Source organism: Streptomyces sp. CC0208, assembly GCF_003443735.1.
Lineage (GTDB): Bacteria > Actinomycetota > Actinomycetes > Streptomycetales > Streptomycetaceae > Streptomyces > Streptomyces sviceus.
This window is the reverse complement of the sequence record NZ_CP031969.1, coordinates 6607779-6627580: the sequence shown is the minus strand read 5'-3', so window position 1 is coordinate 6627580 and position 19802 is coordinate 6607779. Positions and strand designations below refer to the sequence as shown.

At 72.6% G+C, this 19802-nt stretch carries 20 protein-coding genes; 8 read left to right on the top strand and 12 right to left on the bottom strand.

Features of this window, described 5'->3' with window-relative positions:
• Positions 1 to 122: 122 nt before the first annotated feature.
• On the bottom strand, positions 123 to 854 hold the full coding sequence (locus tag D1369_RS30460; protein WP_007381359.1) for a VIT1/CCC1 transporter family protein: 732 nt from the start codon (positions 852 to 854) through the stop codon (positions 123 to 125).
• A gap of 285 nt (positions 855 to 1139) precedes the next feature.
• Here D1369_RS30460 and D1369_RS30455 point away from each other — a divergent pair, with 285 nt between their 5' ends.
• The 7 genes from D1369_RS30455 to D1369_RS30425 all read left to right on the top strand — a co-directional run bounded on the left by D1369_RS30455 (position 1140) and on the right by D1369_RS30425 (position 8969).
• Entirely contained in the window at positions 1140 to 2237 is a 1098-nt protein-coding gene (locus D1369_RS30455; protein ID WP_118082716.1) for an ADP-ribosylglycohydrolase family protein, read from the top strand.
• Between the two features lie 104 nt (positions 2238 to 2341).
• Positions 2342 to 3541, top strand: a complete 1200-nt coding sequence (locus D1369_RS30450; RefSeq protein WP_240436110.1) for an ADP-ribosylglycohydrolase family protein — start codon at positions 2342 to 2344, stop codon at positions 3539 to 3541.
• Positions 3542 to 3549: 8 nt separating this feature from the next.
• Complete coding sequence (locus D1369_RS30445) at positions 3550 to 4716, top strand: ADP-ribosylglycohydrolase family protein (protein WP_118082715.1); 1167 nt, start codon at positions 3550 to 3552, stop codon at positions 4714 to 4716.
• Complete coding sequence (locus tag D1369_RS30440) at positions 4704 to 6062, top strand: ADP-ribosylglycohydrolase family protein (protein ID WP_037899643.1); 1359 nt, start codon at positions 4704 to 4706, stop codon at positions 6060 to 6062. Before D1369_RS30445 ends, D1369_RS30440 begins: the two co-directional genes overlap by 13 nt.
• Positions 6059 to 6952, top strand: a complete 894-nt coding sequence (gene rbsK, locus D1369_RS30435) for a ribokinase (protein WP_007381362.1) — start codon at positions 6059 to 6061, stop codon at positions 6950 to 6952. Before D1369_RS30440 ends, rbsK begins: the two co-directional genes overlap by 4 nt.
• Positions 6949 to 8139, top strand: coding sequence for a CoA transferase (locus D1369_RS30430; protein WP_118082714.1), 1191 nt, complete (start codon positions 6949 to 6951; stop codon positions 8137 to 8139). The genes rbsK and D1369_RS30430 overlap by 4 nt, the downstream gene beginning before the upstream one ends.
• Positions 8136 to 8969, top strand: coding sequence for a CoA ester lyase (locus D1369_RS30425; protein ID WP_007381364.1), 834 nt, complete (start codon positions 8136 to 8138; stop codon positions 8967 to 8969). The genes D1369_RS30430 and D1369_RS30425 overlap by 4 nt, the downstream gene beginning before the upstream one ends.
• 57 nt (positions 8970 to 9026) lie before the next feature.
• Here D1369_RS30425 and lgt read toward each other — a convergent pair whose 3' ends face one another.
• The 10 genes from lgt to hisI all read right to left on the bottom strand — a co-directional run bounded on the left by lgt (position 9027) and on the right by hisI (position 17815).
• Positions 9027 to 10001: a prolipoprotein diacylglyceryl transferase gene (lgt, locus tag D1369_RS30420; RefSeq protein WP_037899645.1), complete on the bottom strand. Its 975-nt coding sequence runs from the start codon at positions 9999 to 10001 to the stop codon at positions 9027 to 9029.
• Positions 10002 to 10104: 103 nt separating this feature from the next.
• Complete coding sequence (locus tag D1369_RS30415; RefSeq protein ID WP_037899647.1) at positions 10105 to 10878, bottom strand: thioredoxin domain-containing protein; 774 nt, start codon at positions 10876 to 10878, stop codon at positions 10105 to 10107.
• A 102-nt stretch (positions 10879 to 10980) separates the two neighbouring features.
• Positions 10981 to 11805, bottom strand: coding sequence for a tryptophan synthase subunit alpha (gene trpA / locus D1369_RS30410; protein WP_007381367.1), 825 nt, complete (start codon positions 11803 to 11805; stop codon positions 10981 to 10983).
• Complete coding sequence (gene trpB / locus D1369_RS30405; RefSeq protein ID WP_007381368.1) at positions 11802 to 13088, bottom strand: tryptophan synthase subunit beta; 1287 nt, start codon at positions 13086 to 13088, stop codon at positions 11802 to 11804. Before trpB ends, trpA begins: the two co-directional genes overlap by 4 nt.
• Before the next feature lie 302 nt (positions 13089 to 13390).
• A complete protein-coding gene (gene trpC, locus D1369_RS30400) occupies positions 13391 to 14200 on the bottom strand; it encodes an indole-3-glycerol phosphate synthase TrpC (protein WP_037899650.1) in 810 nt (269 codons plus the stop codon).
• Between the two features lie 138 nt (positions 14201 to 14338).
• On the bottom strand, positions 14339 to 14779 hold the full coding sequence (locus tag D1369_RS30395; protein WP_007381370.1) for a DUF2752 domain-containing protein: 441 nt from the start codon (positions 14777 to 14779) through the stop codon (positions 14339 to 14341).
• Positions 14780 to 14858: 79 nt separating this feature from the next.
• A complete protein-coding gene (locus tag D1369_RS30390) occupies positions 14859 to 15107 on the bottom strand; it encodes an HGxxPAAW family protein (RefSeq protein WP_007381371.1) in 249 nt (82 codons plus the stop codon).
• Positions 15108 to 15213: 106 nt separating this feature from the next.
• Entirely contained in the window at positions 15214 to 15855 is a 642-nt protein-coding gene (locus D1369_RS30385; protein WP_007381372.1) for a TIGR02234 family membrane protein, read from the bottom strand.
• Positions 15856 to 15926: 71 nt separating this feature from the next.
• Positions 15927 to 17405, bottom strand: coding sequence for an anthranilate synthase component I (locus D1369_RS30380; RefSeq protein WP_007381373.1), 1479 nt, complete (start codon positions 17403 to 17405; stop codon positions 15927 to 15929).
• A gap of 11 nt (positions 17406 to 17416) precedes the next feature.
• Positions 17417 to 17815 carry a phosphoribosyl-AMP cyclohydrolase gene (gene hisI / locus D1369_RS30375; protein ID WP_007381374.1) on the bottom strand — a complete coding sequence of 133 codons (399 nt, stop codon included), beginning with the start codon at positions 17813 to 17815 and terminating at the stop codon, positions 17417 to 17419.
• 82 nt (positions 17816 to 17897) lie between these two features.
• Between hisI and D1369_RS30370 the strand changes: the two genes are divergently transcribed.
• Positions 17898 to 18533 (top strand): TIGR03085 family metal-binding protein, encoded by a 636-nt coding sequence (locus D1369_RS30370; protein ID WP_007381375.1) that lies wholly within the window; start codon positions 17898 to 17900, stop codon positions 18531 to 18533.
• Between the two features lie 4 nt (positions 18534 to 18537).
• Here D1369_RS30370 and D1369_RS30365 read toward each other — a convergent pair whose 3' ends face one another.
• Entirely contained in the window at positions 18538 to 19791 is a 1254-nt protein-coding gene (locus tag D1369_RS30365) for an MFS transporter (protein WP_007381376.1), read from the bottom strand.
• Between the last annotated feature and the right edge of the window lie 11 nt (positions 19792 to 19802).

Genomic DNA, 19802 nt, shown 5'->3' with positions numbered 1-19802 from the left:
CCCCGCGAGCGCACCGCAAGCGTCATTGCCCGCAGCGCTTACGGCTCATGCCCAGTGGTTAAGCATTCGAAACCAGCGAGTAACGGCTACTTATGCGGCCCAACGCATAAGTAGCAGCCGATCTATCCTACGGCCGTTCCGAAGAAACTGCCCAGGGCGTACGTCACACCGGCCGCCGCGCCTCCCAGGACGAGCTGCCGGAGCCCGCTGTACCACCAGGTCCGCGCGGTCACCCGGGCCACGACGGCACCGCACGCGAACAGCCCGACCAGCGCGAGCAGGAGGGCGGGCCACAGCACGGTCGCGCCGAGCAGATACGGCAGTACGGGGAGCAGGGCACCCAGGGCGAAGGATCCGAAGCTGGACACGGCGGCGACCAGCGGCGAGGGCAGATCGCCCGGATCGATCCCCAGTTCCTCACGAGCATGGATCTCAAGGGCCTGCTCGGGGTCCTTCGACAGCTGCCGCGCAACTTCCCTGGCCAGCTCGGGCTCGACCCCGCGCCCCTCGTACAGGGCGGCGAGCTCGGCCTCCTCGTCCTGGGGGTGCTTGCGCAGCTCCCGGCGCTCCACGTCCAGTTCGGCCTCGACGAGCTCGCGCTGGGAGGCGACGGAGGTGTACTCGCCGGCGGCCATGGAGAAGGCGCCGGCGGCGAGCCCGGCGAGTCCGGTCAGCACGATGGTGTTCTGGCCGACGGCCCCACCGGCGACACCGGTCATCAGGGCGAGGTTGGAGACCAGCCCGTCCATCGCCCCGAAGACGGCGGGCCTGAGCCAGCCACCGTTCACGTCGCGGTGCGTGTGGTTGTCGCGGTGCGCCTCGTGCAGGGGCGCTTCGATGTCGATGACGGCCATTCCGGTCCCCCAGGGAAGCCAAGCCAAAGCTAACTTTGGACACGTTCTAATTCTTAATAACGCACACAGTACGACGGGTCATTCCCGTCCGCCAGCAAGGAAAGGCTGGGCTAACCTGCGGCTTTACCTTCGAATGCGCAGACGATCATGGCCCCGCTCAGATGTCGACCGGGTGACGTTGGCGCAAGGGAGGCTGAGGTCAACCGCCGATGGTGGGACATATGCGGCAAAAGGTTCCGCGTTCCGCGCGAACCTCCTCTGCTCCCTGTTGTGGAGAGGCCGCGTATGACATCGATCGCCCGCGTTTCCTCGGTCCCGGCGCCCCAGGACACCGCCGAACTCCGCGAGCGGGCCCGCGGCGCCCTGCTGGGCCTGGCGGTCGGGGACGCCCTGGGAGCCCCCGCCGAGAACATGAAGCCGTCGCAGATCCGCGCCCGCTGGGGCCGTATCGAGGGCTACGTGGAGGACGAGCCGGCCGGCACGGACGACACGGAGTACGCGATCTTCTCGGGTCTGCTCCTCGCCCGCCACGGCTCGGCCCTCACCCCCGCCCATGTGGAGGCGGCCTGGCACGAGTGGATCGCGGACCGCGACGAGGGCCCGTTCCGGGGCGCCGGCTTCAGCGAGCGCGGCACGCTGGAGAACCTCCGCCGCGGCCTTGCGGCCCCCATCTCGGCCCAGCACCGCCACGCCTGGAGCGACGGCCTGGCCATGCGGGCGGCCCCCTTCGGCGTCTTCGCGGCGGGCCGCCCCGCGGAGGCGGCCCGCCTGGTGGCCGTCGACGGCTCGGTGAGCCACGACGGCGAGGGCATCTACGGCGGCCAGGCGGTCGCGGCGGGAGTGGCCGCGGCGATGGCCGGTGCCCCGACGATCGCCGTCGTCGCCTCCGCGCTGGCGGTGATCCCGGACGACAGCTGGACGGCCCGCTCGCTGCGCCGCGCCGTGGCAGTGGCCCACCGGGGCGAGCGCGCGGTCCGCTCCTCCGTCGTCATCGGCGGCTATCCGTGGACCGACCTGGCCCCGGAGGCGGTGGCCCTGGCCTTCGGCGCGTACGCGGCGGCGGACGGAGACTTCCGCGAGGCGGTCCTCACGGCGGTGAACATGGGCAGAGACGCGGACACGACGGCGGCGGTGGCGGGTGCGCTGGCCGGCGCGACCAGGGGCGCGTCGGCGATCCCGGCCGAGTGGGCCGCGGCGATCGGCCCGGCGAAAGGCAGCTGCCTGCCCTCCATGGCAGGCCATCACGTGCTGGACGTGGCGGAGTTGCTGGTGGCGGGCGAGGACGGCAAGTGGGCCACGACCGGCCTGGCCCAGGAGTGGCCCCCGCCCGACCCGGACGCCTTCACCCTGGCGGCGGGCACCGACCCGGGGACGGACCGGTGAGGCCGCCGGGGCCGTGGGGCGAGGGCTCGACGAACACGTCGGGTTCTGCCGAGCCCGCATCCACGACGAAGCCGAACGCTCCCGCGGCCGCCGACGGCGGGAACGTGCCACAGGGGCCACCGGCACCCGACCACGAAAGCTGCACGGGTGGTGCGGGTGGGAACACAAAGGCCGAAGGCAAAGCCGAGGCCGGCCAGAGAGTCACAGGCCTCCTCCTGGGCCTGGCCGCAGGCGACGCCGCCGGCTGGCCCGCCGCCCGCCACAGAGCCGCCCGCATGCCCGACTGGACCCGCCGCCTCACCCGCGAACTGGACACCTTCGCCGAACAGAACGCCACCACCACCCTCCCCGTCCCCATCGCCCTGAACCAACCCCCCGAGCCCCTCCGCCTCGGCCCCTCAGACGACGCCGAATGGGCGGCCTTCACCGCGGAAGCCCTCCTCAGAGCAGGCGACGACACCGCCCTGGGCGACCTGACGAGAGAGCGCCGTACGAGAGCCGCCATCGACCTCGCCTGGAACGCCCTCGCCGCCGAAGTGTCCGCCGCGGCGGACAAGGCCCCGGAGATCGAGTCCGCGGAAATCCCCCTCCGCGCCCGCATCTCCGTACGCGCAGGCCTCGGCAACCTCGCCACCGGCCTGCGCCCACCCGCCACCGGCCACGACAATCCCCACTACTTCGACGACGCGGCCTGCGTCAGGGCCTGCGTCCTCGCGGTCGCCCACCCCGGCGACCCCCGACTCGCCGCCGACCTCGCCGAGTTCGACGCCCGCTACACCCAGGACGGAGACGGGGTGCACGGAGCGAGGGCGATGGCCGCGGCCCTCTCCCTGGCCCTGACCGGCGCCCCCGTCGAAGCCTGTGTGGCAGCGGCCCTCACCGAGCTCCCCGAGGAGACGGAGATCGGCCGCAACGCCCGCCACGCCCTGCGCCTCGCCCGGACCGCCGGCCGCGCCTTCGCCCTGATCCCCGCCCTGGAACACGAGATCGTCGACCACGTCTACAGCTACGGCATCGCGGCCGCCGAAACCGTCCCCGTGGCCCTCGCCCTGGCCACCGCGGCCCAGGGCCGCATCGCCGAGGCCATCCCCGCGGCAGCCTGTCTCTCCCGGGTCGCCGACTCGGCCCCGGCCCTGGTGGGCGCCCTGACCGGCGCACTCGGCGGGGCCGGCGCGATCCCCGCCACCTGGCGGGACACCTGCCGCACCCTCTCCGGCTGCGCCCTCCCCCGTCTCACCGGCACGGACCTCGTGGAACTCGCCGAACTCCTGGAAGCCGCGCAACCGCCCCTCCCAGGAGGATGATTCCGGGCATGACGCCCAAAAACACAGAAAGCAGCCTTGAGGACCGGATCGCCGGAGCCCTCGTGGGCGCGGCGGTGGGCGACGCCCTCGGCGGGCCCGTCGAGGGCTACTCCCCCGACCAGATCCTCGAACGCCACGCCGGTCGCGTGCACGGCGTCGTCGGCCCCTGGAACGGCGACGCCTGGCGCACCGCCCGCCCCATCGCCCCGTACCACAAGGGCGACGGCCACGTCACCGACGACACCTTGATGACCCACGCGCTGATCCGCGTCTACGACCGGGTCCAGGACCACCTCGACGCCTACGCGATCGCCGACCACCTGGTCCCCGACCTGATGACGAACCCGCGCTGGATCCCGGAGCTTGAGGCCGAGGCCCTCCCCCTGCAGCGCCTCTTCCTCGCGGAGAAGTGGCTGGTCACGCGCCTCCACTACGGCCACATCGACCCCCGCGAGGCAGGCGTGGGCAACATCGTCAACTGTGGCGCGGCGATGTACATGGCCCCGGTCGGCCTGGTCAACGCGGCCGACCCGCGGGCCGCCTACGCCGAGGCCCTGGACATCGCGGGCGCCCACCAGTCGTCGTACGGCCGGGAGGCGGCGGGAGTCTTCGCGGCGGCGGTCGCGGCGGCGGCCGCACCGGGAGCGACACCGGACTCCGTGGTGACGGCCTGCCTGTCGCTGGCGAAGGACGGCACCCGTACGGCGATCGAGCAGGTCTGCGAAGTGGCCGCCCACTACACGGACTTCGAGTCGGCCCTACGACCCCTGCGGGACGCCGTGGCTCCCTACGACACGGTCGGCCCCGACTACCGCGCCCCCTCCCTCGGCGCCCGCCGCCCCTCCCGCCTCCACGCGATCGAGGAACTTCCCGTCGCCCTCGCGATGTTGGTGGTGGCCGCGGGCGACTACCGGCAGGCCGTTCTCGGCGCGGTGAACTACGGCAGGGACTGCGACTCGATCGCCACGATGGCGGGCGCCCTGTCGGGCGCTCTGGGCTTCCCGGTCCCGGACGACTGGTCGAAGACGGTCTCGGAGGCGAGCCGTCTGGACCTGTGGGAACCGGCGACGACGCTGACCGCCGTGACCCGTGGGATCTTCGAGAAGGACGTGGCCCGCCGCAGGGCCCACGAGGCGGCCTTCGCGGAACTCGGAGGCCCGAGATGCTCCGACTGACCTGGGTGCAACCGGAGGACCTGCTCGGCCACGAGCTCCGCCAGGCGGCCCAGGACGGCAGGGAGCCGTCGGCGATCGCGGCGAGATGGCGAGCGGCGGGAGGCGGACCGGCGCCGACCCGAGCGGGCGCCTCGGCGGAGCCCGCGTCCCGGTATCTGCGGCAGCTCGCGGAGGACCTGCTGGACGAACTGGCGGATCTGCCGAGCGCGTGGGCCGACGACGAGCCCACCGACCTCGCGAGGATCAAGGCCCGCTGCCGTACATGGCCGGCGCCCGCCTCCACGGCCCCCCTCACCGAGGCCCGTCTGGAGGCGGCCTGGCTGGGCCGGGCCGTGGGCTGTCTGCTGGGCAAGCCCGTGGAGAAGCTCCCCCTCGAAGCCATCCGCGCACTCGCCCGGTCCACCGGCAACTGGCCTCTGAGCACCTACTTCACGGCCAAGGGCGTCCCCGGCGAACTCCTCGCCGCCCACCCCTGGAACCGCCGCTCCGCGGCGACCTCCCTCGCCGAGAACATCGACGGCATGCCCGAGGACGACGACCTCAACTACCCCTTGCTGAACCTGCTGTTGCTCCAACGCCACGGCAAGCGCTTCACCACCGCGGACGTGGCGAAGCTCTGGCTCGACGAGCTTCCCGCCGGCCGCACCTTCACCGCCGAACGCATCGCCTACCGCAACCTCCTCCAGGGACTGGAACCCCCCAGAACGGCCCGCCACCGCAACCCCTTCCGCGAATGGATCGGCGCCCTGATCCGCGCGGACGTCCACGGCTGGACCAACCCCGGCGACCCGGCGGCCGCGGCCGAACAGGCCCACCGGGACGCCACCCTCACCCACACCGCAAACGGCGTCTACGCGGCGATGTTCACGGCCGCCGTGATCGCCCAGGCGGCGGCGACCCCCGACATCCACACCTGCCTGCGCACCGGGCTCAGCGTGATCCCCCCGAACTCCCGCCTCACCAGGGCCATCGTGCACGCCGTCCGACTGGCCGAACAGCACGGCGACTTCGACACGGTCGTGGACGAACTCCACGCCACCCACGGCGCGACCCACCACTGGGTCCACGCCATCCCCAACACGGCGCTGATCGCCGCCGCCCTCACCCACGCGAACGGCGACTTCACCGGCTCCCTCTGCAGGGCGGTCAGCGGCGGTTGGGACACCGACTCCAACGGCGCGACAGCGGGAAGCATCGCCGGCCTCCTCTCCGGCGCCCCGGAAAACCTCCCCGACCGCTGGACCACCCCCCTGAAGAACCGCCTGGCCACCTCCGTCGCCGACTTCAACGGCACCGGCTTCGACACCCTGGCCCACCTCACCCACCGGGAGGCTGCTCGCCCATGACCCACATCGCCGTGCTCGGCAGCACGAACATGGACCTGGTCGTCTACGTCGAACAGGCACCCCGGCGCGGAGAGACCGTCACCGGCAGGGACTTCCGTACGATCCCCGGTGGCAAGGGCGCCAACCAGGCGATCGCCGCGGCCCGCTCGGGTGCCACCGTCTCGATGATCGGCGCGGTCGGCGACGACGGCTTCGGCACCCGCCTGCGCTCCACCCTCGAACACTCCGGCGTCACCACCGACCACCTGCGCACCGTCGAGGGCCCTTCCGGCACCGCGCACATCGTCGTGGACGACGAGGGCGGCAACGCGATCGTCGTCATCCCCGGCGCGAACGGCACCGTCGACCGCCTCGTCCCCGGCGACGAGGGCCTGATCGCCTCCGCCGACGCCCTGCTCCTCCAGCTGGAGATCCCCCTGGCAGCGGTCCTCGCGGGCGCGCGGACGGCCCGCGCCCACGGTGTCCGTACGATCCTCACCCCCGCCCCGGTCCAGCCCCTGCCGCCCGAACTCCTCGCCGCCACCGACCTGTTGGTCCCCAACGAGCACGAGGCGGCCACCCTCACCGGCCTCGCCGACCCGTTCGCCGCGGGCGCCGCCCTCCTCGACCGGGTCCCGCGCGTGGTGATCACCCTGGGCGCGGCGGGCAGCGTGTATCTGACCCGGGACGCCGAACCCCTCGCCGTCCCCGCCCCGCGGGTCACCGCGGTGGACTCCACGGGTGCGGGCGACACCTACGTGGGCGCTCTCGCCGTAGCCCTCGGTGAGGAACGGCCGATCCGGGAGGCGATGACCTGGGCCGCCGCGGCGGCAGCGCTGTCCGTCCAGCGGGAAGGCGCCTCGGCGTCCATGCCCTACCGCTCCGAGATCGAGGCCCGGTACCCGTCATGACCGAGACCCCCCTCCAAGGCCTGCGCGTGCTCGACACGGCCACCCTCTTCGCCGGCCCGCTCGCCGCCACCCTGCTCGGCGACTTCGGCGCGGAGGTCGTCAAGATCGAGCACCCCACCAAACCGGACCCCTCCCGCGGCCACGGCCCCTCGAAGGACGGCATCGGCCTGTGGTGGAAGGTCCTGGGCCGCAACAAGCGCACGATCACCCTGGACCTGTCCAAGCCGGGCGGCCGGACCACCTTCCTCAAGCTGGCCGCCTCCGCGGACGTGGTCATCGAGAACTTCCGCCCCGGCACCCTGGAGAAGTGGGACCTCGGCTGGCCCGAGCTGTCCGCCGTCAACCCCCGCCTGGTCCTCACCCGCGTCACGGGCTTCGGCCAGTTCGGCCCCTACGCCCACCGCCCCGGCTTCGGCACCCTCGCCGAGGCGATGAGCGGCTTCGCGGCGATCACCGGCGAGCCGGACGCGCCCCCGGTCCTGCCGCCCTTCGGCCTGGCCGACTCCATCGCGGGCCTGGCCACGGCGTACGCGGTGATGACGGCGCTCGCGGCCCGGGACCGCACGGGCGAGGGCCAGGTCGTCGACATGGCGCTCATCGAGCCGATCCTGACGGTCCTCGGCCCCCAGCCGACCTGGTACGACCAGCTCGGTCACGTCCAGGAGCGCACCGGCAACCGCTCCGCCAACAACGCCCCGCGCAACACCTACCGCACCGCCGACGGCACCTGGGTCGCCGTCTCCACCTCGGCCCAGTCGATCGCGGAACGCGTGATGCACCTGGTGGGCCGCCCGGAACTGATCGACGAGCCGTGGTTCGCGACGGGCGCCGAGCGGGCCGCCCACGCCGACGTCCTCGACGCTGCGGTCGGCTCCTGGATCGCCCGGCGCAGCCGCGCCGACGTCCTCGCGGCCTTCGAGAAGGCGGAGGCCGCGGTCGCCCCGATCCAGGACGTCCGGGACGTGCTGGCCGACCCGCAGTACCAGGCGCTCGACACCGTCACCACCGTCGACGATCCGGAACTCGGCCCCCTGCGCATGCAGAACGTCCTCTTCCGGCTCTCCTCGACCCCGGGCGCGATCCGCTGGGCGGGCCGCCCGCACGGCGCTGACACGGACGAGATCCTGCGGGAACTGGGCCTGACCGAGGCCGAGTTGACGGCCCTGCGCACGGAGGGCGCCCTGTGAGACCGTACCCACTGACCTGGCTCTACGTCCCCGGCGACCGCCCGGAGACCGTCACCAAGGCCCTCGCGGCCGGCGCCGACGTCGTGGTCGTCGACCTGGAGGACGCGGTCGCCCCCGACCGCAAGCGGTACGCCCGCGAGGCGACCGCCGAACGTCTCAGCGACCCCCAGCCGGTCCCGGTCCACGTCCGGGTGAACGCCCTCGACGGGCCCCTGGCGGCAGCGGACCTGGCAGCGCTCGCCCCGCTCCCGGGCGTCTGCGGTCTGCGCCTGCCCAAGGTCACCTCCCCCGCCCAGATCACCCGCGTCGCGCGCAGGACGGCCCGGACCGAAGGAGGCGGCGCCCCACCCCTGTACGCCCTCCTGGAATCAGCCCTGGGCATCGAGCGTGCCTACGCCATCGCCACCGCCCACCCGAACCTGCGGGGCATCGCCCTCGGCGAGGCGGACCTACGAGCCGACCTGGGCGTCCGACACGACGGGGGTCTGGACTGGTCCCGCTCCCGAGTGGTCGTGGCGGCGAGAGCGGCGACCCTTCCTCCCCCGTCCCAGTCGGTCCACCCCGACATCCGGGACCTGGAGGGCCTGAGGACGTCCTGCGCCCATGGCCGTGCCCTGGGCTTCCTGGGCCGGGCAGCCGTCCATCCCCGGCAACTCCCGGTGATCGAGCGCGCGTTCCTCCCCACGCAGGAGGAGATCGAGCAGGCGGAAACGATCATCAAAGCGGCGGAGGCCCACCAGGGGGCCCAGGCCCTCGCGGACGGTACGTTCATCGACGCGGCGGTGGTGACCCAGGCCCACCGCACCCTCTCCCTCGCCGACCGCGCCTGACATACGCCGAGGGCGCCCCGACCACTCGGGGCGCCCTCGGCGACGTACGACCGACCGTCAGCTCTTCTTCGCCGACCCGGCCTCGTCGGCCACCTCGGTGGTGTCTGCCTCGGCCTTCTCGTCGCCGTCGGCCTTCTCGTCGCCGTCGGCCTTCTCGTCGCTCGCGGCAGCGTCGCCGGGCTCGGTGTCACCGCCGGGCTCGGTCTCGTCGTCGGTGGCACCCGGCTCGACGGTTTCCTCGCGGCCGGGCCGCTTCTTCGCCGACAGCACGAAGTACGTCACCGCGAGCAGGAACACGATGATCGCGGTCCAGACGTTGAGCCGGACCCCGAGGATGTGGTGGGCGTCGTCGATGCGCATGTACTCGATCCAGCCGCGCCCCGTGCAGTACGCGGCGACGTACAGCGCGAACGCCCGTCCGTGTCCAAGCGTGAAGCGGCGGTCGGCCCAGATGACGAGCAGCGCGACACCGATGCACCACAGCGACTCGTAGAGGAAGGTCGGGTGGTAGTAGCCCGGTACCCGGCCGTCCGTGGAGGACGTGATGTGCAGGGCCCACGGCAGGTCGGTCGGCTTGCCGTACAGCTCCTGGTTGAACCAGTTGCCCCAGCGGCCGATGGCCTGCGCGAGGGCGATACCGGGGGCGAGGGCGTCGGCCCAGGCGGGCAGCGGGATGCCCCGGCGGCGGCAGCCGATCCACGCGCCCACCGCACCGAGCGCGATCGCGCCCCAGATGCCGAGGCCGCCTTCCCAGACCTTGAAGGCGTCCACCCAGTCACGGCCCTCGCTGAAGTACAGCTCGTAGTCCGTGATCACGTGGTAGAGGCGGCCGCCGAGCAGTCCGAACGGCACGGCCCAGACCGCGATGTCGGCCACCGTGCCGACCCGTCCGCCGCGGGCGATCCAGCGCTTGTTGCCGAGCCAGACGGCAACGAAGACGCCGATGATGATGCAGAACGCGTAGCCACGCAGCGGGATGAGACCGAGGTGGTACACCCCGTGCGCCGGGCTGGGAATGTAGGCAAGTTCCATGGCAGGGTCGACGCTACCCTGCCGGGCCGGGCCCACGGCAGGCGGCCCGGCAACGGGTCCATAACAGGCGGGTGAGAGAAGGCGGCCGCCGCCTTACCTCCCGTCACCCCTTGTTGGCGGCCTCCACCTGCTGTTTCAGCTTCGCCGGGGTCATCGTGCGGTCCTGGTAGATGTTCTTGCCGTCGAGCAGCACGGTCGGGGTGCCGGAGAAGCCGCCGTTGCGGAAGGCGGCCGCGGACTTCTCCACCCAGCTGTTGTGGGTGCCCTTCTCGACACAGGTGCGGAACGCGGGCGTGTCGAGGCCGTCGACCTTCTTCGCCAGGTCGAGCAGCTTCTCGTTCTCGGCGTAGTCGTCGCTGGTTTCGTCGGGCTGGTTCTCGTACAGCACGTCGTGGTACCCCGGGAACTTCCCGGCGTCCTGGGCGCAGGCCGCGGCGTTGGCCGCGTTGCGGGAGCCGGTGCCGCCCATGTTGCCGTCGATGATCGTCGCCAGGTGGTACTCGACCTTGAGCTTCCCGGATCCGGTGAGCTCGTGGACGGTCGGGCGGTACGCCGCCTCGAAGGCCTTGCAGGCCGGGCAGCGGAAGTCCTCCCAGACGACGAGCGTCGACCTGGCGCCTTCCTTGCCGACCGGGATGGCGAGACTGTCCTGGCCCTTCGCCCCCGAGGGCACCACGACCGGGCCCGATTTGCTGTCCTTGTCCTTGCCGGAGTTGGCCGCGACGACGCCGACCACCGCCGCGAGACCGAGGACGCACACCACACTCGCGCCCACGATCAGCACCCGGCGCCGCTTCTCCGCGGACTTCTGCTTCGCGCGCTCCTCCGCCAGCCGCTCTCGGGCGGTGCGCTTTCCCTCACGGTTCTTCTCGCTCACACCCGCAGAACGAACCGGGGAGGCGCACCGCGCCTCCCCGGCCCCAGGTCCACCCGTTCGAGTGAGCGGATGTGCCGTCACGCCCTGACGGCGTACCGCGGCCTACGCCTGCCGGCGCACGCCCTTCGCCAGCTCGCCCGCGAGAGCGCGGACGCCCTCGATGCCGGCCTTGTCGTCCGGTGCGTCCAGCATCCGCTTCACGAAGGCCGAGCCGACGATCACGCCGTCGGCGAAGCCGGCCACCTCGGCGGCCTGCTCCGCGTTGGAGACACCGAGCCCGACGCAGACGGGCAGCGCGGCCCCGGCACCGGCGGCGCGGGTGCGCTCGACCAGGTCCTGGGCCTGCGCCCCGACCGACTCACGCGTGCCCGTGACGCCCATCAGCGAGGCGGCGTACACGAATCCGCTGCCGGCCGCGGTGATCTCGGCGAGCCGCGCGTCCTTGCTGCTGGGCGCGACCACGAAGACCGTGGCGAGCCCCTGCTTCTCGGCGTGCTCCCTCCACAGCGCCGACTCCTGCACAGGCAGGTCGGGCAGGATGCAGCCGGCGCCGCCCGCCTCGGCGAGTTCGGCGGTGAAGCGCTCGACGCCGTAACGGTCGATGGGGTTCCAGTACGTCATCACGAGCACCGGCTTCCCGGTGGCCTCGTAGGTCTCCCTGACCGTGCGCATGACGTCCGCGATCTTGACGCCGCCGCGCAGGGCGATGTCGTCGGCCGTCTGGATGACGGGGCCGTCGAGGACGGGGTCGCTGTGCGGCAGACCGACCTCGACGACGTCCGCGCCGCCCTCGAAGGCGGCCTTGATCGCCTCGATGCCGCCGTGCACGGTCGGGAACCCGGCCGGGAGGTAGGCGATGAGCGCGGACCGGCCCTCGGCCTTGGCGGCGGCGAGGGTGTCGGACAGCAGCTGGATGTTCCCGCTCACTTGGCGTCCCCCTCGATCTCCGCGCCGGTGCCGGCCTCGTCCGCCGCGACGGCGGCGTCGGTGTCGTACAGGCCGAAGTAGCGTGCGGCCGTGTCCATGTCCTTGTCACCGCGGCCGGACAGGTTGACGACGATCAGCCCGTCCTTGCCGAGCTCCCTGCCGACCTCCAGGGCGCCGGCCAGCGCGTGGGCGCTCTCGATGGCCGGGATGATGCCCTCGGTGCGCGACAGCAGCCGCAGGGCCTGCATCGCCGCGTCGTCGGTGACCGCGCGGTACTCGCCGCGGCCGGTGTCCTTGAGGTAGGAGTGCTCGGGGCCGATGCCCGGGTAGTCCAGACCGGCCGAGATGGAGTACGGCTCGGTGATCTGGCCCTCCTCGTCCTGGAGGACGTAGGAGCGGGAGCCGTGCAGGATGCCGGGCTCGCCCGCGGTGAGGGTCGCCGCGTGCTCGCCGGTCTCCACCCCGTGCCCGGCGGGCTCGCAGCCGATGAGGCGTACCCCGGTGTCCGGGATGAAGGCGTGGAACAGGCCGATGGCGTTCGAGCCGCCGCCGACGCAGGCGATGGCCGCGTCGGGCAGCCGGCCGGCTCGCTCCAGGAGCTGGCGGCGGGCCTCGACGCCGATGACCCGGTGGAAGTCGCGGACCATGGCCGGGAAGGGGTGCGGTCCCGCGACCGTGCCGAACAGGTAGTGGGTGCGGTCGACGTTGGCGACCCAGTCGCGGAAGGCCTCGTTGATGGCGTCCTTCAGCGTGCGGCTGCCGGACTTCACGGCGATGACCTCGGCGCCGAGCATGCGCATCCGGGCCACGTTGAGGGCCTGGCGCTGGGTGTCGATCTCGCCCATGTAGATCGTGCACTCGAGGCCGAAGAGCGCGCAGGCGGTGGCCGTGGCGACGCCGTGCTGGCCGGCACCGGTCTCCGCGATCACCCGGGTCTTGCCCATGCGCTTGGTGAGCAGGGCCTGGCCGAGCACGTTGTTGATCTTGTGGGAGCCGGTGTGGTTGAGGTCTTCCCGCTTGAGGAAGACCCGGGCGCCGCCCGCGTGCTCCGCGAAACGGGGGACCTCGGTGAGCGCCGACGGGCGGCCCGTGTAGTTGAGGAGCAGGTCGTCGAGCTCGCGGGCGAACTCGGGGTCGTGCTTGGCCTTGTCGTACTCGACGGCGACCTCGTCCACGGCGGCGACGAGGGCCTCCGGGATGAACTTGCCGCCGAACGCGCCGAAGTAGCCCTCGGCGCTGGGGACTTGACCCTCGGGGTCGGGGATGAAGAACTCGCTGGGCATGCGGAAACCTCACGGTGAGTTTGTGGACAGCACTGATCGCCGTGGGGCGGGGGGTTGTTGCTTGGCTGCGGGCCGTATGTGGCTTGTCGCGCAGTTCCCCGCGCCCCTATAGGGCGCGCTGCCATCGACGGCCGTTCACCTGTCCAGGTTCGTCACCGATCACATACCGGACCCGACGGCCATGCACCCTGCGTGCGGGCGCGCGGCAGCCACGGGGGCGGCAGCCGCGCGCCAGGCGCGCGTACCGGTCCGTGGCCGTCGTGAAGGTCGTCGGAGTCATCGCGGGCAAGCCTAGCGGGTGATCATCCGCGCCCGTGGCGCAGTGCGGGGTGCTCGCCCGCCGCCACCAGGTCCGCGACCGCCGTCTTCGGGTCCTTGCCGGTGACCAGGGACTCGCCCACCAGGACCGCGTCGGCGCCGGCGTTGGCGTAGGCGATCAGGTCGTGCGGGCCGCGGACGCCGGACTCGGCGACCTTGACCAGGTGGGCGGGGATCTCGGGGGCGATGCGCTCGAACGTGCCGCGGTCGACCTCAAGGGTCTTGAGATTACGCGCGTTGACGCCGATGATCTTCGCTCCGGCGTCCACCGCGCGCTCGACCTCGTCCTCGTCGTGGACCTCGACGAGCGGGGTGAGCCCGATGGACACGGCGCGCTCGATCAGGGACTCCAGGGCGGGCTGCTCCAGGGCCGCGACGATGAGCAGCGCGAGGTCGGCGCCGTAGGCCCGGGCCTCCCACAGCTGGTACGACGTGACGATGAAGTCCTTGCGCAGGACCGGGATGTCCACGCGCGCGCGGACGGCCTCCAGGTCGGCCAGGGAACCGCCGAAGCGGCGCTGTTCGGTGAGGACGGAGATGACGGCCGCGCCGCCCGCCTCGTAGTCGGCGGCGAGGCCCGCCGGGTCGGCGATCGCGGCCAGCGCGCCCTTGGAGGGGCTGGAGCGCTTGACCTCGCAGATGACCTTGACGCCGTCGCCGCGCAGTGCGGCCACGCCGTCCTTGGCCGCGGGAGCCTTCGCCGCGCGCTCCTTGAGCTCGTCGAGGCTGACGCGCGCCTGCCGTTCCGCGAGGTCGGCACGGACTCCGTCGATGATCTCGTCGAGCACACTCACGCGAGCGGCCCCCTTCCAGACGGTTGACAGTTCCAGCGACCGAAGAAAACAAGTGGTCACTGCGATGGTATCCGCAGGAGGGCGTAGCCCTCGCATCCGGTTGACGCCGGTCCCACTACCTGGACGTTTGCCAGTTGATCAAGGATGAAGCCAGCCACCGAAGGGCAGGTTCCGGACAACCGTGAAGACCAGCAGCAATGTCCCCGCCGTCCACAGGTGCACCGGCCCCAGACCGAGCTCCAGCGGCCGGCCGCGGGCCGCGCGGACCACCCAGACGGTCCACAGCACGGCGAAGCCCAGATAGCCCAGCACGGCCGGCGCGTTGTCCTGGAGCGCGGCCAGGAAGTCACCGTGGATGAACGCGTGCGCGCTGCGCAGTCCGCCGCAGCCGGGGCAGTAGAGGCCGGTGATCCGGTAGAGCGGGCAGACGGGGTAGTGGCCGGGCTGGTTGGGGTCCACGCTCCCCACGTACGCGAAGGCCCCGGCGACGGCCGCGAGGATCCCGCCCGGGACGGCGAGTCGTCCCGCCAGGCCGGTCCGGGGCACCACGCGCTGCGTTTCGGCGTTCACGTCCGCCATTGTCCACCGCCCTCCCGTCGAACGCGTGAGGGGCGGCCCCGGCGGTTTCGCCGGGCCGCCCCTTCACGAGGTGCGCGTGTCAGCTCTTGGCGTCCGCCGACTCGGGCCGCGAGGTGGCGAGCGGCTTGTGGGCGTCCTTGGGCATGCCCATCCCCATGGCGCTCATGATCCAGCCGATGACACCGCCGATGACCACGATCGCCATACCGGCCCAGAAGCCCGCCGGCTGGGCCATCACCATGAAGGCGCCCGCGACACAGAAACCGATGAAGGCGATAGTGACACCGGTCCAGGCGGCCGGGGTGTGACCGTGGCTGCTGCCCGCCATTGCTTGCTCCTAGGTGCTGAGGTACGAGTCCGAGCCGGAAGCTCAGGAGCCATTGTTCCGTACGCCCGGCCGCGATGTATCCGGGGGTCACCTGGTCGCGCGACCGTCACGCCCCCGTTGGATCTTCTCCCCGGTCAAGCGCCTTCCAGATGTCCTCGGGCCGGTCAGGGTCCACGACAGCGGCCTTACGCCGTACCCGAGGCGCCCCGTCCCGCTCGTACCGCCCCGACATCGCGGGCCACAACCGCCCGTACCGAAGAGCGAGCAACCCGGCCAGGAGAATCAGCGCACCCCCCACCACGGCGACATACGGCCAGGCGGTGTGCGAGAGGGAAGCGACCGTCGCCGACGTGTCCCCGGACGCCTTCGCCGCCTGCTCGTCCAGCGCGGACGAATCGCTCGCCCCGAACAGCGCCGCGGCGGCGATTCCCGCGCCGGAGAGCGCGAGCACCCCGGCGACCAGGAGACGGCCCGCCCTGCGGACGGCGAAGACGGCGACGAGCGCGGCGAGGCCCACTATGGCCAGGGCGGCGGGGACGCCCGTGACGTCACTGCCCTTGGCGGTCAGGGGGAAGGCGCCGCCGGCCACGGTCGCGGTGCCCTCCGCCCACTGCTGACGGGTGGCCAGCAACGCCACGGCGGCGCCGAGCGCGCCGCCCAGCAGGGCGACGGCGAGACTCAGACGTCCGGCCCTGGCGGGTCCGGCGGCTTCGGAACGGGGGTGGGGTACGGCAGTCACGTACCCCACTATCACCCGAACCCGGGGCGAACGGGCACCCGGGGCCCCGTGAGAAGCGCCCCATTCGGCGCCGAAGCCCCCTACTTGCCGAGCCGGTTCGCCGTGTGCACCGCCCGCAGGACCGCCGCGGCCTTGTTGCGGCACTCCGTGTCCTCGGCGACCGGGTCGGAGTCGGCGACGATGCCTGCGCCGGCCTGGACGTAGGCCGTGCCGTCGCGCAGGAGGGCCGTGCGGATGGCGATCGCGGTGTCGGAGTCGCCCGCGAAATCGAGGTAGCCGACGCAGCCGCCGTACAACCCGCGCCGGGACGGCTCCAGTTCGTCGATGATCTGCATCGCGCGGGGCTTGGGGGCGCCGGAGAGGGTGCCCGCGGGGAAGCAGGCGGTCAGGACGTCGAAGGCGGTGCGGTCCGGCGCGACCTTGCCGGTGACGGTGGAGACGATGTGCATCACGTGGGAGTACCGCTCCACGGACATGAAGTCGACGACCTCGACGGAGCCCGGCTCGCAGACCCGCCCCAGGTCGTTGCGCCCGAGGTCCACCAGCATCAGGTGCTCGGCGCGCTCCTTGGGGTCGGCGAGCAGCTCGTCGGCGAGGGCCTGGTCCTCCTGCGGGGTCGCCCCGCGCCACCGGGTGCCGGCGATGGGGTGCACCATGGCGTGCCCGTCCTCGACCTTGACCAGGGCCTCGGGGGACGAGCCCACGACGTCGAAGCCGTCGAAGCGGAACAGGTACATGTACGGGGACGGGTTCGTGGCCCTCAGCACCCGGTAGACGTCCAACGCGCTTGCCGTGCACGGCGTCTCGAAGCGCTGCGAGGGGACGACCTGGAAGGCCTCGCCGGCCCGGATGCGCTCCTTGATGTCCTCGACGGCCTCCTGGAAGTCGGGGCCGCCCCAGAGCGCGGTGTACTCGGGCAGCTCGGAGGGCGGGAGGACCGCCGGGGGCTGGGCGACCGCGCGGGACAGGTCCGCCTCCATGGCGTCCAGACGGGCCACCGCGTCCGCGTGGGCCTCGTCGACACCGGTTTCGAGGTCGTTGTGGTTGATCGCGTTGGCGATCAGCAGGACCGAGCCCTCCCAGTGGTCCATGACGGCGAGGTCGCTGGTCAGGAGCATGGTCAGCTCGGGGAGCTTCAGGTCGTCGCGCTCACCGGGGCCGATCTTCTCCAGGCGGCGGACGATGTCGTAGCCGAGGTAGCCGACCATGCCGCCGGTGAAAGGCGGCAGGCCTTCCTGGTGCGGGGTGTGCAGGGCCTCGATGGTGGCGCGCAGGGCGGCCAGCGGGTCGCCGTCGACGGGGAGGCCGACCGGTGGGGTGCCGAGCCAGTGCGCCTGTCCGTCACGCGCGGTCAGGGTCGCGGCCGAGCGCACGCCCACGAAGGAGTAGCGGGACCACGAGCGGCCGTTCTCCGCTGACTCCAGCAGGAAGGTGCCGGGGCGCTCGGCGGCGAGCTTGCGGTAGAGGGCGACCGGGGTGTCGCCGTCGGCCAGGAGCTTGCGCGTGACGGGGATGACACGGCGGTCGGTGGCCAGCTTGCGGAAGGCCTCGAGGTCCATGGCGGCCGGCCTTACTGATCCGAGGCGGCGGGACCGGAATCCGCGCCGTCCTTGAGGAGCACGTCCTCGTCGAAGCAGGTCCGCGCGCCGGTGTGGCAGGCGGCGCCCACCTGGTCCACCTTGACCAGCACGGTGTCGGCGTCGCAGTCCAGGGCGACGGACCTGACCCACTGGAAGTGGCCGGAGGTGTCGCCCTTGACCCAGTACTCCCGGCGGCTGCGCGACCAGTAGGTGCAGCGGCCGGTGGTCAGCGTGCGGTGCAGCGCCTCGTCGTCCATCCAGCCGAGCATGAGCACCTCACCGGTGTCGTACTGCTGGGCGATGGCGGGGACGAGCCCGTCGGCGCTGCGCTTGAGGCGCGCGGCGATCTCGGGGTCGAGGCTGCTGCTGGGCAGGGGCGTGCTGGTCATGGTGCCATTGTGCCGCGCGCCACTGACAGTGACTGTGGGGTGTCCACTGGGCGGACCCCCGGCGCAGTCGTACGCTGACTGCATGTCGACTTTCGCCAAGCGTGAACGACTTCTCCTCGCCGACCTGTTGGAGGCCGAGGGCCCCGACGCCCCCACTCTGTGCCAGGGCTGGCTCACCCGGGATCTCGCGGCGCACGTGGTGGTGCGCGAGCGCCGTCCCGACGCCGCCGGCGGTCTGCTGATCAAGCAGCTCGCGTCCCGCCTGGACCGGGTGATGACCGAGTTCTCCGAGAAGCCCTACGAAGAGCTGATCCAGCTGATCCGCACCGGCCCGCCGCGCTTCTCGCCGTTCCAGCTCAAGCAGGTCGAGGAGCTGTCGAACACGGTGGAGTTCTACGTCCACACGGAGGACGTCCGCCGGGCCCGCCCCGACTGGACGCCCCGCGAGCTGGACCCGGTCTTCCAGGACACCCTGTGGTCCCGGCTGGAGCGCACCGCCCGGCTGATGGGCCGCGGTGTCCCCACCGGTCTGGTGCTGCGCCGCCCGGACGGCCAGACGGCGGTCGCGCACCGGGGCACTCCGGTCGTGACGGCGACCGGTGAGCCCTCGGAGCTGCTGCTGTTCCTGTACGGGCGGCAGAGCGCGGCCAAGGTGGAGCTGGACGGCGACAAGGAGGCGATCGCCAAGCTGCACGAGGCGAAGGAACTCGGGATCTGACGGGTCAGGCGGGGAGCTCGGCGCGGCGCAGGTTCGGTGCGCACAGTGCGACCACCCCGCCGAGCCCGCACACCGCCGCGCTCGTCACGAAGACCGGCCCGGTGCCGAAGGCGCCGATCGCCGCGGCCGACAGCGGCATGCTGAGCGGTGCGAAACCCAGGCTGACCAGTGAGGACACGGCGGTCACCCGGCCCAGGCAGGCGGGGTCGGCCTGGGTCTGGAGCAGTGCCCCGCACAGGGCGCCGCTGAGCCCGGCGAGCAGTCCGATCAGCAGGGCGACCCCGGCCGCCGCGACGATGCCCGGGACGAAGGCCAGCGCACCGATGGCGACCGCCCCGCAGAGACAGGCGTACGCCATCACGTGCCCCGCGTGCGGCACGCGCCCGCGTACGGCGAGCAGCAGCGAGGCGACACCGGCCCCGGTCCCGAACCCGCCGAGCACCCAGCCCATTCCGGAGGCGCCCCAGCCGCGCTCGTCGGCCAGCAGGGTCAGCCCGACGTTGAGCGGCCCGACGAAGCCGAGGTCGCCGAGGGCGATGACCAGCATCAGTGGGGCGAGGACGCGGTGGCGGCGGATGTATTGCAGTCCGGCGCGCAGGTCGTGCCAGGCGGTCCCGGCGGCCTTGGTGTCGTCGGCGGGCAGTTCCCGTGTCCGCACGGCGACCAGCAGCGGCACCGATATCGCGATCAGCAGTCCCGCGAGGGTGAACGCGGCCTTCGCTCCCCCGGCCGCCACCGCGAGTCCGCCGAGCGGGCCGCCGACGACGCTCGCGAAGCGGATGCCGAGCCCTCGCATGCCCTGCACGCGCGCGAGCTGCCCGCGGCTCGTCACGCGCGCGGGGAGGGCTCCCACGGCCGGCATGAACACGGCGTCGACAGTCCCGAAGACGAGGCCCAGCAGGGCCAGCGGCCACAGTCCGGGGCTGGTGAGGAACAGCAGCGCCGCCACCGCGAGCACGGCCGCGCAGCGCACCGCGTCGCTGCCGATGACGACCCTGCGCGGGCCCAGCCGGTCGGCGATCACTCCTCCGCCGAGCATCAGCACGGCCCGCGGCAGCGCGCTGACCGACATCACGATGCCCGCCTGCGCGGGGGTGCCGGACTGGACGGCCGCCCAGGACAGGGCGATGTAGTAGACGCTGTCGCCGGTCATCGAGGCGGTGTAGGCGGCGAGCCAGCGCAGGACGTTGCCGTCGCGGTGGGCGGGGGTGTCGACGACGCCGGCCGTGGGCGTGGCGGCGGTGGCGGTGGAGGTCACGGGTGGGGCCC

What these genes read in the sequence shown, in the direction of transcription:
- D1369_RS30460 (WP_007381359.1), bottom strand. Translation starts at nt 854, where the DNA reads ATGGCCGTCATCGACATCGAAGCGCCCCTGCACGAGGCGCACCGCGAC.
- D1369_RS30455 (WP_118082716.1), top strand. Translation starts at nt 1,140, where the DNA reads ATGACATCGATCGCCCGCGTTTCCTCGGTCCCGGCGCCCCAGGACACC.
- D1369_RS30445 (WP_118082715.1), top strand. Translation starts at nt 3,550, where the DNA reads ATGACGCCCAAAAACACAGAAAGCAGCCTTGAGGACCGGATCGCCGGA.
- D1369_RS30440 (WP_037899643.1), top strand. Translation starts at nt 4,704, where the DNA reads ATGCTCCGACTGACCTGGGTGCAACCGGAGGACCTGCTCGGCCACGAG.
- rbsK (WP_007381362.1), top strand. Translation starts at nt 6,059, where the DNA reads ATGACCCACATCGCCGTGCTCGGCAGCACGAACATGGACCTGGTCGTC.
- D1369_RS30430 (WP_118082714.1), top strand. Translation starts at nt 6,949, where the DNA reads ATGACCGAGACCCCCCTCCAAGGCCTGCGCGTGCTCGACACGGCCACC.
- lgt (WP_037899645.1), bottom strand. Translation starts at nt 10,001, where the DNA reads ATGGAACTTGCCTACATTCCCAGCCCGGCGCACGGGGTGTACCACCTC.
- trpB (WP_007381368.1), bottom strand. Translation starts at nt 13,088, where the DNA reads ATGCCCAGCGAGTTCTTCATCCCCGACCCCGAGGGTCAAGTCCCCAGC.
- D1369_RS30395 (WP_007381370.1), bottom strand. Translation starts at nt 14,779, where the DNA reads ATGGCGGACGTGAACGCCGAAACGCAGCGCGTGGTGCCCCGGACCGGC.
- D1369_RS30390 (WP_007381371.1), bottom strand. Translation starts at nt 15,107, where the DNA reads ATGGCGGGCAGCAGCCACGGTCACACCCCGGCCGCCTGGACCGGTGTC.
- D1369_RS30380 (WP_007381373.1), bottom strand. Translation starts at nt 17,405, where the DNA reads ATGGACCTCGAGGCCTTCCGCAAGCTGGCCACCGACCGCCGTGTCATC.
- hisI (WP_007381374.1), bottom strand. Translation starts at nt 17,815, where the DNA reads ATGACCAGCACGCCCCTGCCCAGCAGCAGCCTCGACCCCGAGATCGCC.
- D1369_RS30370 (WP_007381375.1), top strand. Translation starts at nt 17,898, where the DNA reads ATGTCGACTTTCGCCAAGCGTGAACGACTTCTCCTCGCCGACCTGTTG.